Annotated in this window: 10 protein-coding genes and 2 pseudogenes; 5 read left to right on the top strand and 7 right to left on the bottom strand. The window is 52.9% G+C overall.

The features are described from left to right. Positions 1–452 precede the first annotated feature (452 nt). Positions 453–995 (bottom strand): hypothetical protein, encoded by a 543-nt coding sequence (locus tag ATY29_RS37100; RefSeq protein ID WP_037174784.1) that lies wholly within the window; start codon positions 993–995, stop codon positions 453–455. A gap of 353 nt (positions 996–1348) precedes the next feature. Here ATY29_RS37100 and ATY29_RS29715 point away from each other — a divergent pair, with 353 nt between their 5' ends. Continuing rightward, a complete protein-coding gene (locus tag ATY29_RS29715; protein WP_004677746.1) occupies positions 1349–2044 on the top strand; it encodes a DUF6875 domain-containing protein in 696 nt (231 codons plus the stop codon). 85 nt (positions 2045–2129) lie between these two features. Next, positions 2130–2651 (top strand): aminoacyl-tRNA deacylase, encoded by a 522-nt coding sequence (locus tag ATY29_RS29720; protein ID WP_004677747.1) that lies wholly within the window; start codon positions 2130–2132, stop codon positions 2649–2651. Positions 2652–2805: 154 nt separating this feature from the next. On the opposite strand, the pseudogene ATY29_RS29725 reads toward ATY29_RS29720, so the two are convergent. Beyond that, positions 2806–3550, bottom strand: a pseudogene (locus ATY29_RS29725) (transposase); the annotation flags it as partial. Between the two features lie 901 nt (positions 3551–4451). Between ATY29_RS29725 and ATY29_RS29730 the strand changes: the two are divergent. Both ATY29_RS29730 and nodD3 read left to right on the top strand, forming a co-directional pair. After that, entirely contained in the window at positions 4452–5477 is a 1026-nt protein-coding gene (locus ATY29_RS29730; RefSeq protein WP_088940189.1) for an LLM class flavin-dependent oxidoreductase, read from the top strand. Positions 5478–5628: 151 nt separating this feature from the next. Further along, positions 5629–6537 carry a transcriptional regulator NodD3 gene (gene nodD3, locus ATY29_RS29735; protein ID WP_004677763.1) on the top strand — a complete coding sequence of 303 codons (909 nt, stop codon included), beginning with the start codon at positions 5629–5631 and terminating at the stop codon, positions 6535–6537. Positions 6538–6945: 408 nt separating this feature from the next. Here nodD3 and nodD2 read toward each other — a convergent pair whose 3' ends face one another. Further along, positions 6946–7902, bottom strand: coding sequence for a transcriptional regulator NodD2 (nodD2, locus tag ATY29_RS29745; protein ID WP_004677768.1), 957 nt, complete (start codon positions 7900–7902; stop codon positions 6946–6948). Positions 7903–8292: 390 nt separating this feature from the next. On the opposite strand from nodD2, the pseudogene ATY29_RS38005 reads away from it, so the two are divergent. After that, a pseudogene (locus ATY29_RS38005) lies at positions 8293–8458 on the top strand (IS3 family transposase); the annotation flags it as partial. Positions 8459–8569: 111 nt separating this feature from the next. Here the strand turns inward: ATY29_RS38005 and ATY29_RS29750 are convergent. The 4 genes from ATY29_RS29750 to ATY29_RS29765 all read right to left on the bottom strand — a co-directional run bounded on the left by ATY29_RS29750 (position 8570) and on the right by ATY29_RS29765 (position 12659). After that, complete coding sequence (locus ATY29_RS29750; RefSeq protein WP_080956179.1) at positions 8570–10159, bottom strand: class I tRNA ligase family protein; 1590 nt, start codon at positions 10157–10159, stop codon at positions 8570–8572. A gap of 1 nt (position 10160) precedes the next feature. Next, entirely contained in the window at positions 10161–10490 is a 330-nt protein-coding gene (locus ATY29_RS29755; RefSeq protein ID WP_004677772.1) for a cupin domain-containing protein, read from the bottom strand. A gap of 21 nt (positions 10491–10511) precedes the next feature. Beyond that, positions 10512–11291, bottom strand: coding sequence for a phytanoyl-CoA dioxygenase family protein (locus tag ATY29_RS29760; protein ID WP_096478323.1), 780 nt, complete (start codon positions 11289–11291; stop codon positions 10512–10514). A gap of 81 nt (positions 11292–11372) precedes the next feature. Next, positions 11373–12659, bottom strand: a complete 1287-nt coding sequence (locus ATY29_RS29765) for a lysine N(6)-hydroxylase/L-ornithine N(5)-oxygenase family protein (protein ID WP_097537481.1) — start codon at positions 12657–12659, stop codon at positions 11373–11375. Between the last annotated feature and the right edge of the window lie 751 nt (positions 12660–13410).

A 13410-nucleotide genomic window follows, 5' to 3' on the forward strand; every position in this document is an offset into this window, starting at 1 on the left:
ACAAGGTGCCGATCTCGTTGGTGAATTCGGGAGGCGCAACCAGCCCGCCTCCCTGAATGAAGCCGGAAACTCTAGCATCCGGTGGTCCAACGTTTGGGAGCGGTTCAGAAATTCTCAGTGGCAGGTCAGACGCAGGATGAAAATTCAGTGGCAGGTCACACTGTCTCGACCAAGAGATGGAGGACCGCGTCAGCGGTTTCCGCCTCGCCTAAAAAGATAGCGTAAATGCCAAGGTGATAAGGCTGAGGATGCCGCCGAACTTCCCGCGCAGTTTCTTGGCCGAAACGACGATACAGCCGCTCCCCCTAGCAGCGCCTGCACCGGCCGTCAGGCCGGTTAAGCGAAGCGGGTTACCTCGATGAAGCTTGTTTACGGAGGAAACATTTGATTGATGAAAGGATAAACGCGCGCGAGACCGGCTTCTTACTTTTGCTTTCCCACAATAAAACTCGCTAAAATTTCCTGGCTTTTCGATCGACTCTCTTTTGAGAGGAACCCACAGGTGCCCCAGAAGACGCTGGCGATTTATCAATAGATGAAGAACTTGCCGTTGCCATCCCTTCCTCAGGAAGCGTAGCTACTTGAGCGGCACTGTCAATCGCTCTACGGCAGTCATCAAGGAAGTCAGCTATATATTCATTGACATAGACAACCAACGGCTCCTTTGGAACAACAATCAGACGCCGTTTGTCCGTTTTATCCCGAGTGATGTCGATGAACCCACGCAAATGCGCTGCCTCGACATACTTTTGGCAAACAGTCTGGTTTTTGAAAGGCAGATAGCGACACGCCTGCATCTTCGTCATGGGTTTGTTATTGGCGTCCATATGATATACTTTAAGCATCAATCCAAGAATATTCCTCAGGAATAGTTTTTCTTCGGAATTTTCGCTAAAGAGATCTGACAAAAACGAGTCAATTTTCTCAAGCTTATGCTTTACGCCGACGTCGATCTGTTCTGGCGTATATATTTCTCTTCGTGTTGTCTTCGCCACGGCCACGCCTCTGCGCAATGGGTCGTTCTGTTTTCACCCAAAGCCTGTTACCGGATCCCATCGCGGCGACATTTATCATATGTATGTCTTCATAACTACGACGAATATAAGAATTTGCGGGCGGTCGTGAGACTAACCTTCTCGTGCACGAGCCCCCGCTCTTGTTTTCACATCCATTTAAAAAAACAGTTACACAAGTGTAACTACGAGTGCTACCAAAAATTCGGGAGCTTCGCTTCCGATGGAAGGTCGGTCTCTTGATTGGCCCCCGACCAGCTCGCCCGCCGCCCGAGCTGGCATGCAAGAGCCCGACCTTCCGTTTTGCACGTGGCTTTTCGAACCAGGGATCCGAAATGAATAAAGAGATTTGGAAAGATTACAGCCAACCTTTCGGGACGATTGGTCCATTGATGACAGTGGGCGAAATTCTGGAAAAGAATATTGATGCGGGATACAACGCCTATGATGAGTATGCAAACGCAGCTCTTCAGAAATTTGCTCGGTATGCCTCAGAATTCCTCTCCAATCCACATCCTCATTTAGGTCGGGACGGGAGCGTTTGCCCTTTCGTTCCCGAGGCTCTGACGAAGGGGCTTTTACGGGTTGCCGCGTCGCAAGCTGTTGCAGTTGACGAAATCGAAAACGATTTGGCGCGTATGCTCGCCGTCTTCAGCCAGATGAAACCCGTAAAGTCCTTCAACGATCGAACGGGCGACTGGATCTATAAGGCCATTATCATTGCCCTTCCTGGAATACAGGATGAAGGAGAGATCATCAGGATTGGTCAACTGCAAAAACGGCTGAAGCCCGACTTCATTCAGGAAGGTTTCATGATCGGTGAATTTTATCCAGGTTGCCCGGAGCCCGGTTTGCACAACAGGATGTTTCGACCGCTCGACACAACGGTTCCAGCCTTGGCTATTCGGCATATCACCAAATATGATGCTCCTTTCATGCTCGATAGCGATAAGTGCCTGGAGGCTTACTTCAGTATTTTTGGGAACGAGGGTCGCCGCCGCATTAGGCAGCTTTTGGAGCGAACCGCCTGAAACTTACTCGCAAGAGGGCTGTACTCGCAGTCGCTGAAACAGCTATCCTCGATCGTCCTACCAGGTGAACCGGAAGGAAACGACTATGTTGGACGTTCATCCGAACGTACTTGCTGAACTGCACCAGATCGGAGCGTCGACGGTACGATTGTGGCGCTATAGTGAGTTCGCCACCCCTATTACATCTCCTTCCGATTTAGCCTCCGCTATCGGCGTTCCCGTGGGGCGCGTTGCAAAGACGATGATTATTGCCGAGCAGAAAGCGAACGATGTGATGCGACGGTCTCATCCTGCGCGCCACCTTTGTGCCGTTTTGCTGCCATCACCTTCAAAGATTGACATGAAAGCGGTTGCTGGCACGTATGGATGGAAACGAGCCGAGCTTGCTCAGAAAGAACAGGTACTCGATCTCTTCGGCTACCCGTCAGGAAGCGTATCACCATTCGGTCTCCAGAAGATCGCTGTACTGATCGACACCGCCCTTTTTTCTTATCCTACCGTAGTCACAGGTGCGGGCAAGGTTGGAGTCGAGCTTGAGATCGACACAAGCATGCTTTGGAAGATCGGGCAGCCGTTACAGACGCGTGGACGGGCCAGTCAAACCTAACGCCTCGTCACCTTTCATAGAGATGCCGTGAGGTAGGTTATTTCTCGGGAAAGGAAATGCGGTTCCACGTAACGGCGCCTCGATTAGAGAATGAGGGTTCAATACGTATGTTGCGTAATCGGACTCATAGTGCGCACTATAACGAAAATCGTCACACCCGTCCCAACGTCTGCACGACATCTTCACCTCGATAGCTGTGAGGCGGATCAAGCGCGGGAACATAGCGTGAGAAGGTGGCGACCACCGTCAGGACCCGCAGTTTCTTTCCGGTTGCGAGCTGGTCGTGCACGAAGTCCATCGCCCACACGTCATTTGGTCCGACAGCCATTTGCCGATCCTCGCGAAGTTTCGCCTTAACACGGCGCTTCCGAGTCTTATTCCGCAGCTGCAGTCCCAAGTCCCTGTAAATGCGATAGGTTCGCTTGATGTTGGTGCCCCAACCCTCGCGTTCCAAAAGCACATGCACGCGACGATAGCCGTAGCGCACCCGCGCTCACAGGTCTAGACCGGCCTCGGCGCGGCGAGAGATGTAGTGATCGGTCGACCGATCGAAGTTCAACGCGCCACAGGCACGCCGGATCGAGATCGCCCAATCGCGGCACATGACACCACCTCCCGCTACCCCTCAGGCCTTAGAGCTTTCGGCGGATGGCGTCCTGCAGCATCTCACGGTCCAACGTCAGATCCGCGACGATCTTCTTCAATCGCGAATTCCCGTCCTCAAGCTGCTTGCGCCTCTTCATCTCTGGCGGCAACATGCCGGCGTACTTTTTCTTCCAGTTGAAGTAAGTCGTCTGACTGATCCCCGCCTTGCGACAAATCTCCGCGATCGAGACGCCCTCATCACCCTGCTTCAAAATGAACGCCTTCTGAGCGTCCGAAAACTGCGATGCCTTCATCGTGTTCCGTTCCTTTTCCCAGCCAGGAAAATGCACCGGAAAACTCTAACCAAAATTGGTCCAGTTTGAAGGGTTGAGAGCAATTTCCCTATCGTAAAACCTGTGATCCTATGAAGTTAAGATGGGGAATGTTAAGGACATACAACAGCGTGCACGAAAGACGCGGAAGCCAACTGCGTCACATCTATTTCTGGTATCGGCGCTGTTGCGCTGCGGCCAAAACCGCACTGGCTCCTGATCCTTCCACCTTCGGAAGGGGCCGTGATCTCGCCTGGGTCGACCGTATGCTAGTTCGATCAGCAACCCTTTGACGGTGAAGATTCCTGGTTATTCACCTGGTGGATCAATGCCATACAAACAATCAATTTTACGAAGCCATGGGATGTTATTAAACACCTCGATTATGAATTGGGGACCCCATGATGTTGCTCCACCGAGAGCAGCCGAGGGCAAGGTCACAGACCTGGCCGGTAAATGGAGACGAACATGGCCAACATGGAACTGCAGAAGGCGCTCTCGTCTGCCAATCAAGCGCCGAGACATAGCTCTGGGTCCTTTCTTCGCCTACTGCAGGAGCCTCGTCGCATTAAACCGAATACCAGCTTTAACACATTTGGGTCGCCACAAAAGCTGAACAACCACTATCCGATCTTTGCCAATCCTTGGCTTCTCAAAAGTGAACGGAGCTGTGGGTATGCGAGATGGGGTGTTACCCACCGCGAAGTCATACATGAATACGAATGATTCAATGTCATTTCAACGTGAGTATTATGATCAGCTCATCGGCGTCAGCATCGTTTTTTAGAACCAGCAGCTTTTCGATGATTCCTGGCGAAAGACATCGGGGCAACCCTCCGGTCTTGGTCACCGAAAATTCGCCGCCAAACTTGGAGACATTTAAATGACAAACTCTCTTCCCGCAAAGCTGATGGTTGGTATCTTCGACCATTTGGACGAAGACGGAAGGGAGATTGCGCGCCAGTATGAAGATCGGATGAAGTTGGCAGAGGTCTGCGATCGCCTTGGCTTTTATGGATATCACGTCGCAGAGCACCACTGTACTCCCCACGGCAGAGGACCTTCGCCGAATCTATTTCTAGCAAGCGTAGCTCAGCGCACGCAGCATCTTCGTCTCGGTCCTTTGGTTATGCTGTTGAACCTTTATCATCCGTTACGTGCGTTTGAAGAAATTTGCATGCTGGATCATCTGAGCGGTGGCAGGCTCGAGTTGGGCATGGGGCGCGGCTCCTTACCAATCGAATGGAGCTTTTTCGGTATTGATGAGGAGGTGGCGACATCGCGCTATCTCGAAGCCAGCGAGATCGTCATCCAAGCGATGAAGGAAGGAGCTCAGGCTCTTTCCTACAAAGGCGACCACTTTGAACTAGACAAAGTCCCGTTGATGTTGCGGCCACACCAACGTCCTCAGCCTCCGACATGGATTACAACCAGTCGTCCTGAGGTTGCGCGCTGGGCGGCTGAGAACGATACAAATCTTGCCTGCGGGGGCCCTGCTTCTGCTGTTCGCCAGATCACTGATGCCTACCGAGCACACGAGAGACGTACCGCCGGGGGCAGGAAACGGGCGCCGTTCCTTGGGTTGGTCCGAATGGTGGTGGCCGGCAGCACGACGAAGCATGCCATTTCGCTCGCGGCCCCGGCTTATCAACGGTGGCTTCGGAGCTTTAGGTTTCTGTACGAGATTAACGGGATACAGACTCCTCAGAACCTCCCGCCGGATTTTGATGCAGCAGTAGACTGTCAGTTGTGCGTAGTTGGTACTGCTGCTTCAGTTAGGCAAGATCTTCTCGATCATGTCGAGGAAGCAGGTGCTAATTATCTTCTTTGCCAGCTGGCGTTTGGTGATTTGCCATTGGAGGCTTCCTATTACACTGCAACGAGCGTTCACTCTGGAGTTATGGCTTAATCTGGACTGGCCTCAGGTTGCTTTCCGATCACAGAGATTAAGTCTCTGTGGCCGCGCCCTCAAATCGATTGAGGAGCGCCAAGGCGAATTCAGCCATCGCCGTAGGAACAGCCATTGTGGAATGGGCTGCACTATTGGATAGTTAAAAGATATGCGATTTAAGGGCCTCGATCTAAATCTCCTTGTCGCGCTCGATGCACTAATGATTGAGCGCAACCTTACTGCGGCGGCACGTAGCATTAATCTGAGCCAGCCCGCAATGAGTGCAGCCGTCCGCCGGCTCCGCTCCTATTTCCGCGATGAACTATTTACGATGCGTGGTCGTGAGTTCGTTCCAACTCCGCGTGCGGAAGACCTCGCGCCTGCGATTCGTGAGGCTTTACAGCATATTCGGCTCAATATCATACCCTGGGATAAATTTACTCCTGATCAATCAGATCGTCATTTCCGAGTAAGCTTATGCGATTTCGTTACAGTTGTTCTTTTTCAGAAGATACTGGAGCGTCTTGCGCGGGAAGCACCCGGGATTAGTTTTGACTTGCTGCCTCTTACTGACAATCCAGACGAGCTATTGCGACGCGGCGACGTAGACTTCCTTATTAGCCCACCGCTATTCATGTCGAGCGCGCACCCTAAGATAGATCTATTTCAGGAACGACTGACTTGCGTCGGCTGCAGTAATAACAAACAACTTGAGGAAGCCCTTACTGCCGAGGAGTATTCTTCAATGGGGCACGCGGTAGTTAGGTTCGGTCGGACGCAGCAGCCTACCATAGAAGATTGCTTCTTGCAGGAGCATGGCCTCAAGAGGCGGGTCGAAGTCGTTGTTTCAAGCTTTAGCATGATCCCCGCCGCCCTAATGGGCACCGATCGCATCGCAACCGTTCCGTTACGACTAGTTGGGCTTTTTGAGGACACGATACCATTGCGGATGACTGCGCCCCCGATAGCGCTGCCGACATTCACCGAGGCAGTCCAATGGCCGGTACTTCACGACAAAGATCCGGCAAATATCTGGATGCGAGATATAATGGTTCAGGAGGCAGCGCGATTGCCGTGACCATCCTGAAACCTAGGAAGCTGGGCTGCATTGGGAGCGACGACCCGCGACGCGGCCGATTAGCTGAAGACGGCACCACCTGTGAGTGACCCGCAGGCCATTTTATCGACGAAGCTGAGCGCTACGTCCGTCGCCGATCGGCCGCCCTTCGGACCATTGCGCGACGTGCTGTCTAGCACCTTCGGCGGCAAATCGAAGGGTGCTGGGGGACCACAATTGCTCCGCACCGCAACCCGCCGCTACCGCCGCAAATATAGCAACCCAAAACCGTCGGAGCGAACTCAAAACTGGATAAGACTTGGGGGCAAGGTCAGCGGCCTTCCCCGGATGGATACCTTTGAAAAGCCTCTTTGGTGGCTGTTGAACTTATTCGGGCTCGGGCGGATCTTACTCAAGCAGGAACCTTGGTCAGGAACCGGATTGTTGTAGCAACCCATGTATTTTAGGTGCGTTGGAGGACATCATACGGGAAGCTTCCTCAACCAATATCTCCCTGAACCAGATGCTCCCTGGATCGGCATTATGGAGCGCTGGCCATTGAACAGCTTCTGTGAAGACGGGGAGCGGTAACGGAAGGTTGATGATCCGCAAAGGGAAAGTACTTTCGTAATGCTCGACTAAGCGAAGCGGTAGGTTAGCTATGCGGTTCGTGCCACGCAGGACTGGTGGTATTAAGCTAAACCCTTGCACGACGACCTCCACCCGCCTCTGAATACCATTCTCGAGCAAGAACCAGCCCTCGACCGATGGCTTCAAAAAGCGCCCAAACGCGGCAGCGACGTGTCCCGTAGAGACATATTGCTCGATCGTCAGCGCTGAAGGTAGGTCCACATTTGTCGAACAGGCTACACATACAAACTTCTCTGTGAACAGTTTTGCGCTCGGGTGTGCGCCCGAGAGAAAAAATTCAGGCACGATGAGGAAGTCGACGTCACCGCGGCTAAGCATCTCGTACGGATCACTATCCAAAGGCAGCAACTCAAAGCTGACTGCGGGCGCTTCTCGAGCAACTCGCTCAATGATTTTATTGAAGTATATCAGCATCATGAAATCGGACAGAACTATTCTAAAGCATCTGTCAGACTTCGACGGGTTAAACGGCTCCCAAGAGATGATTGAGCATTGTACCTGCAAGAGAGTTTCACGCACTGCCGAGGCAAGTCCTTCGGCACGGGGCGTCAGCCGAAGTTCTCGACCATTCATTGTAAACAATTCGTCGCGGAAATAGTCCCGAAGCCTACCAATGGCGGCACTCATTGCTGGTTGACTTAGATTGATACTACGTGCGGCAGCCGTTAGGTTGCGCTCGGTCGTGAGCGCATCCAATGCAACGAGCAGGTTTAGATCAAGGCCCTTGAAACGCATCTTTAGTCACATCCAAACAACGGATATTTTATATCCAAACAATCGATTTTTCCAGTACAGAACCTTCCAGCATAGAGCCAATGAAGGTTCGTCAAAAAGGCTTAGGTTAGTTTGGTGATCAATTAAGTAGGCCGCATAGTTACGATAGACGTTATAGTTGCAGATAGTCCACTTTAAATATCGAATGGCACCTTAGCAATAGGCGATGTGGAGCGGCGTCACCGAGCGACATGAAATGCTAGTGAACGGATGGGCGGAAGTAGGTTCATCATATCGCGATACCGGAGAGGCTTTGCCGTACGCTGGCTATCGACTGGCGGGCTCCTTCTGTTTGGAAGCATGTTCAAGATATTGGTGGCGTGCCAGTAATTTGTGATGAAAAGATCAACGCGCATGAAGGCGCTTGAGGAAGAGAACGCCACACTGAAGAGACTGCTCGCCGAGCAGATCCTGGATACGGCCCCACTTCCCGAGCTCCTTAAAAAAAATAGAAAGGCCCGCCGCCAAGCGCGACGCCGTCGCACGCCAGAAAGCCGTCGTGGGCCTTTCGGAACGAAGTAGGTCGCCCGACTGCCGCCTTGCGTTCTCCGCTATCGAGATGCCGTCATCCGGTCGGCGTCCGCGTTACTCGCCTCGGGATCGTCAAAGCGGTTGCCGTCATTAAAAGCTAAGAATTCGGCCGGACTTGCCTAAATCGTCTTTCATAAGCCTCTATGAAGGCTTCCGGAATCGGGTCGCTAAACAATGGGAAATCAACCGGTTTGCGTAAGCCGGTGCTTGGCCGGATAGTGCCGCCATCGAGCCCCGGCCGCCATCCGGCTCCGAAAAAGAAAGCACCATACCGCGCCGCAAGCATCGGGGTCACAGGATTAAGAAGGCTTAGAAATACGGAAACTTCCGCTGCGCTGACTGAGGTATCTGCCCTTGAAAAAGACGCAACGTCGAAAAAGGCGTCTATGGCGTCCATGGCATCCCAGACGCGCAAGTCCTGCACCGCTTCGGAATATCGTTTAACATTGTGGTTCTGCTCGACTGTCAGCTCGTCGGCCGTCAGCGTCTCGTTACATCCGGCGTACTTGCGCAAAGCCGTTTCGAAAGCACGAATTCTAGCCGCGGTCTGAAGCAGCCCCTCGATCAGAAAATCGTTGTCGTTTGCGCCAAATGGCTTGGCGATGCTAGCCAAATAGTAGCGCAGCACGTTCGTGTCGATATCTGCTGCCACCTCGTCAGCCCACACAGCGTGGTCACGGCTAGTAGAAAATTTCGCGCCTTCGAGCTTATAAAAGTCCTGAATTGCATGGTTGTATGGAATCGCATAACCGCGCGAGAACAAACTAGCAGTAACGCCGATCGTGTAATAAAACCGGTTATCCTGACCCATGAAGAATACGAGTCTCGTGCTCGCGTTGCGCATAGTGTCATCGAGATCTGCGCCATTTTGCTTGCAGAGGCGTTCGATTCCTGTCTCGTAGCACCACAATCCTTCAAACCAAGTCATTAAAGTTTGGCCTGCCACCTCCACCGGGGAGTTCAAAGTCACACCACGGTCGAAATGCCGCGACATCGGCAATGCCATCAGTTTTGACCGTAGCCAGTCAAGTTCTTTGCGCTTTATGGATTCCGGCCATCCGCTCGCCTCAATGGCGTGATCGAGCCCCGGAGCAAATTTTTCAAGCTCAAAATGAACCTGTCGAATCGGGCGCAAGATAAGGCTCTGGCCGCATGTCGTGTGAATCGGGTTGCGTAGTAGATTGTGTTGCAGCGCCGAGCCGCAATCTTCGCAAAGGTTACTATCTGTTGGCGCGTTACAAGCTGGACACTCTCCGACCGCGAGTGAGTCTGCGGCGAACTCTTCGCACGTCCCGCAATACAGTTGCTCTCCGTCGCGCAGCTCAACGTAGCCGGACGCTCTCAGTTGGTCGTAGATCGCCAAGCTGCGGTCTTTGTGGTCTTCGCTTGAAGTCCTTACAAATACGTCCGGTTCAATATCAACTGACCGCAGACACTGCAGAATTTCTTCAATGTGCATGTGTGCGACGTCATCAACCGGCCTGCCAAGCTTTCGGGCTTTCACCAGCGTGTAAGTGCCATGTTCGTCCGCACCTGTCACGTGATAGGCCGCGTTGCCTACCATGCGGTGGTAGCGTACGAACACGTCGGCGAGAAGGTACACGCCACCTATATGCCCAAGATGCAGCTTGCCGTTCGGGCACGGCGGCGCCGAGCAGGCAAAAAAAGTATGTTGGTTTGCTCTCAATTCAATCCCACCATATCGAAAGGAACTTTAAGCTGGTTTGAGGGCTGCTATTTTTGATCGCGTGTTTTTGGTGCGGCGCTATATAGACCATCGTGTCCCCACTGACTGCGGAGGTTTCTCCATCGGATTGAAACACGCCGCTGCCCGAGATCAATACCCAGAGTTCGTGCTCTGGGTGCGAATGAAGATCGACCGCATCGCCAGGTACCACCTCCACAATCGATGTGCCGAAAGCCGTTGCGACTGCCTGCGGTAGATGCTCAAGTAACCGGCACACCAGAACGCCATACTCCTGGCGCATGATTGAGCGGTCGATCTGTTTCGTATACATGTTTGCCTCTGTCCTCTGCCTTCAATCGCGATAGAAAATGCCGTTCGGCGGCTTGAGCTCGTCGATGTTGGAGACCTTGCCCTCGGGAGGGTTGTAGGCGCGTTTCAGTTTGTTGTATTCGGCCCTCGTTGGCCCACCAGTTGAGCCACGCTGGAACACGAGATAAATCACCCTTCGAGAATTTTCACTTTTGTTGGGCTTTGAGTAATGTGGGGCATAGTCGTCAAAGATGAAAATGTCACCGGCCTTCCACGTTACGGGCTCCCAGGCCAGCCTGTCCGCGACCTCGGGGTACATTACGCCGCCGGCGTCCATTGGGAACACGCCCTTTTTGTGGTTCCCGGGGCTGAAGAAAAGCCCTCCGTTGTCTGGGCCGGAATCGTCGATGCCTATTGCAACAATCGCGTGCACCATCCGGTCTGGTAGCTTATGTGGGATATGGTAGATGTCCTGATGCGGGCGATAGCCGCCGCTGTCGGAGTACTTAAAGATCAGCAACTCTTTGAGCATGCGGGCATCTTCCCCCAGTAACTCTTCGACGATCGACTCGATACGGTGGTCAGCCAGAAGTAAATCACGCAGCGGGGCGTTAAATTCGAGGAAGTTTTCGACCTTCGAAATGATCCTCCTACCGTCAGTTGTTTTTTCGAACCATATCAGCCATTTGTCTTCACTTGTCTCCCAGCACGAAACATCAGCCACAAGAGCTGAAAGTTTATCTCGGCTTTCTAGATCGAGAAATGACTCAATCCTAATGTATCCAACGTCATCCCATGTTGATTTTTGTTCTTTGGTTAACATGTGTAACTCCTTTTTAGATTTAAAGCCGCCTGGTAAAGCTGCGTCGTGAGCAGGCGCCCCGAGCTGCACTGCACTGGAGTGTTATCTTGCGTTTTGTGTCTCTTGAGCGGGAAGTAAACCTAGGCACCCAAGGATCGGCCGATCTGGGACGTTCAGATAGTATTCACGCCGAAGCAGGCTATTGATGATGCGACCGTTTCGGTAGGCGACGAGCGATAGATTCACACTCTGCAAGCCACTTTGGACTGGGGATCGGTTTTGCAGATATACCTGGCCGGGGGCGTTGTCCTCGAATTGAACGGAGTAATCGTCCTTCACGACCGGCAGACCGCCTTCCATAGAAGCGGAAGCCAATAGGCGATCGATAAACGCTAGCGGGCGAGGCTCGAAACCGGTGGCGAGTACGACCCGATCAGCCACTACAGTCGGTCGCTGACAGGTGCCGTGCGAAGCCAACAGCGCGTGCCAACCGTCCGCATGAGGAGACAACTCCTTCATGACGACTGCGGGTAGCAGTTGAATGACATCGTCAATATTGCCAGTCGCGCTGCGGTGATAGATAGTTTCGTAAATGCGGTTGCTCAATTCTGCTGAAATGCCGTCACTGGTGAGTTTTTCGTCGTCGACAATAGTGCGACGTTTTTTAAGTGGCAGCGAATGAAAGCGCTGGCTGTAAGACGGCGTGTATGACACGTTGATAAAAGAGCTGTCATCCCTCGTGAACAGGTTCCCGCGTGACGTCACCCATGTAATTTTACCGATACCCGAACTGCCCAATAGGTGTTCAACAACCTCCGCACCGCTCTGCCCCCCACCAACGACTAATACGCGTTCACCGATGTCGATTTGTGGCCGATCCAGATAGCTCGCCACATGGTAGACCTTCTCGCCCAGCCAAGGTTTGGCGCATTCGGGAATTGTTGCAACGACACCGACGCCAATCGCAACTGAGCGTGCATGGTAGTGATCTCGAGTCGTCGTCACGCGGTAACCCTCGTCTAATCTGGTTACGTCGGTAACCTCCTCCCCAAACCGGAGTTGTGGCAACTGATGCGCAACCCATTGGAAATAATGTGTGAACTCTCTTCGCGACGTGGTCGCGTCGCACCGGTTTACGAAGCTGTACAGCCGTCCATGCACCGCGAGGTAGTTGAGAAACGAAAACGGACTGGTCGGATCTGCAAGTGTCACACAGTCCTTCAGCGGAGATACCTGCAGGCGACTGTTGGGCAGCAGCAGCCCAGGATGCCAATCGAAGCCGCTTTCCTTTTCGAAAAAGGCAGTGCGCAGCGGCGTCGGACACGCGAGTGCTGCAAGACTAAGATTAAAGGGTCCGATGCCTATACCGATGAGATCCAGCACTTGCATAAACACACTTCCTTTGGTTGGGCGGGCACGTGGGCAGCGATACGGGAATCATTATCGAAGGACGTCTGTCTCCTACACCGCCCTCCACAATGTCTGACTGGCGATTGCGATGTTGAGAGCGACCAGACCCGCCATCACGAGCATGGCAACGTCGATGCCATAAACAGCAATTAATGTGCCACCGAGATACGGGAATTCGAACGAACCCACGAAAATAAGCGAGTGTAAAGACTTGGGAGGCCGTTGAGATTGACAGACCACGTTCGCCAGCGAGGTTCACCACCATCGCATTCAAGGTCGAATAAGTGAGACCGTAGCCTATCGCAAAGAGAACGGTGGCGACGACGTACAGCAGCTCGCTTCCCGGGTTCAAAACCAAAAGTCCGATCCCAATCAGTGTCGTCACGAAGAGGGTGAGTGCTAGGCGCCCAAGCGGCAACTTACCGATCATACCCGCGACGGAGAATCGCAATGTGACAGTCGTGACGGTGAATGTCAGAAAGAAGACATTCGGTGAGAGTCCGCGCGTTTCGGCATATATGCTTTGAAACGTGGACAGGCCTGCGAACGTACAAGCACCGATCGCCAACATGACCACCGGCAACACCGTTCTCCCCCACAAAATAGACATGGTCGTCGGATCGGATAAGCGACGGCGCTGGTAGAAAGTTGCGGCTGATGCTGATCTGAACCCTTCAAACTGGACCAGTTTTGGTTAGAGTTTTCCGGTGCATTTTCCTGGCTGGGAAAG

The organism is Rhizobium hidalgonense (assembly GCF_002914525.1).
Taxonomy (GTDB): domain Bacteria; phylum Pseudomonadota; class Alphaproteobacteria; order Rhizobiales; family Rhizobiaceae; genus Rhizobium; species Rhizobium hidalgonense.

Excerpts from the sequence above, each read along its gene's own strand:
- ATY29_RS29715 (WP_004677746.1), top strand. The coding sequence starts at position 1,349 with ATGAATAAAGAGATTTGGAAAGATTACAGCCAACCTTTCGGGACGATT.
- ATY29_RS29720 (WP_004677747.1), top strand. The coding sequence starts at position 2,130 with ATGTTGGACGTTCATCCGAACGTACTTGCTGAACTGCACCAGATCGGA.
- ATY29_RS29730 (WP_088940189.1), top strand. The coding sequence starts at position 4,452 with ATGACAAACTCTCTTCCCGCAAAGCTGATGGTTGGTATCTTCGACCAT.
- nodD3 (WP_004677763.1), top strand. The coding sequence starts at position 5,629 with ATGCGATTTAAGGGCCTCGATCTAAATCTCCTTGTCGCGCTCGATGCA.
- nodD2 (WP_004677768.1), bottom strand. The coding sequence starts at position 7,902 with ATGCGTTTCAAGGGCCTTGATCTAAACCTGCTCGTTGCATTGGATGCG.
- ATY29_RS29755 (WP_004677772.1), bottom strand. The coding sequence starts at position 10,490 with ATGTATACGAAACAGATCGACCGCTCAATCATGCGCCAGGAGTATGGC.
- ATY29_RS29760 (WP_096478323.1), bottom strand. The coding sequence starts at position 11,291 with ATGTTAACCAAAGAACAAAAATCAACATGGGATGACGTTGGATACATT.
- ATY29_RS29765 (WP_097537481.1), bottom strand. The coding sequence starts at position 12,659 with ATGCAAGTGCTGGATCTCATCGGTATAGGCATCGGACCCTTTAATCTT.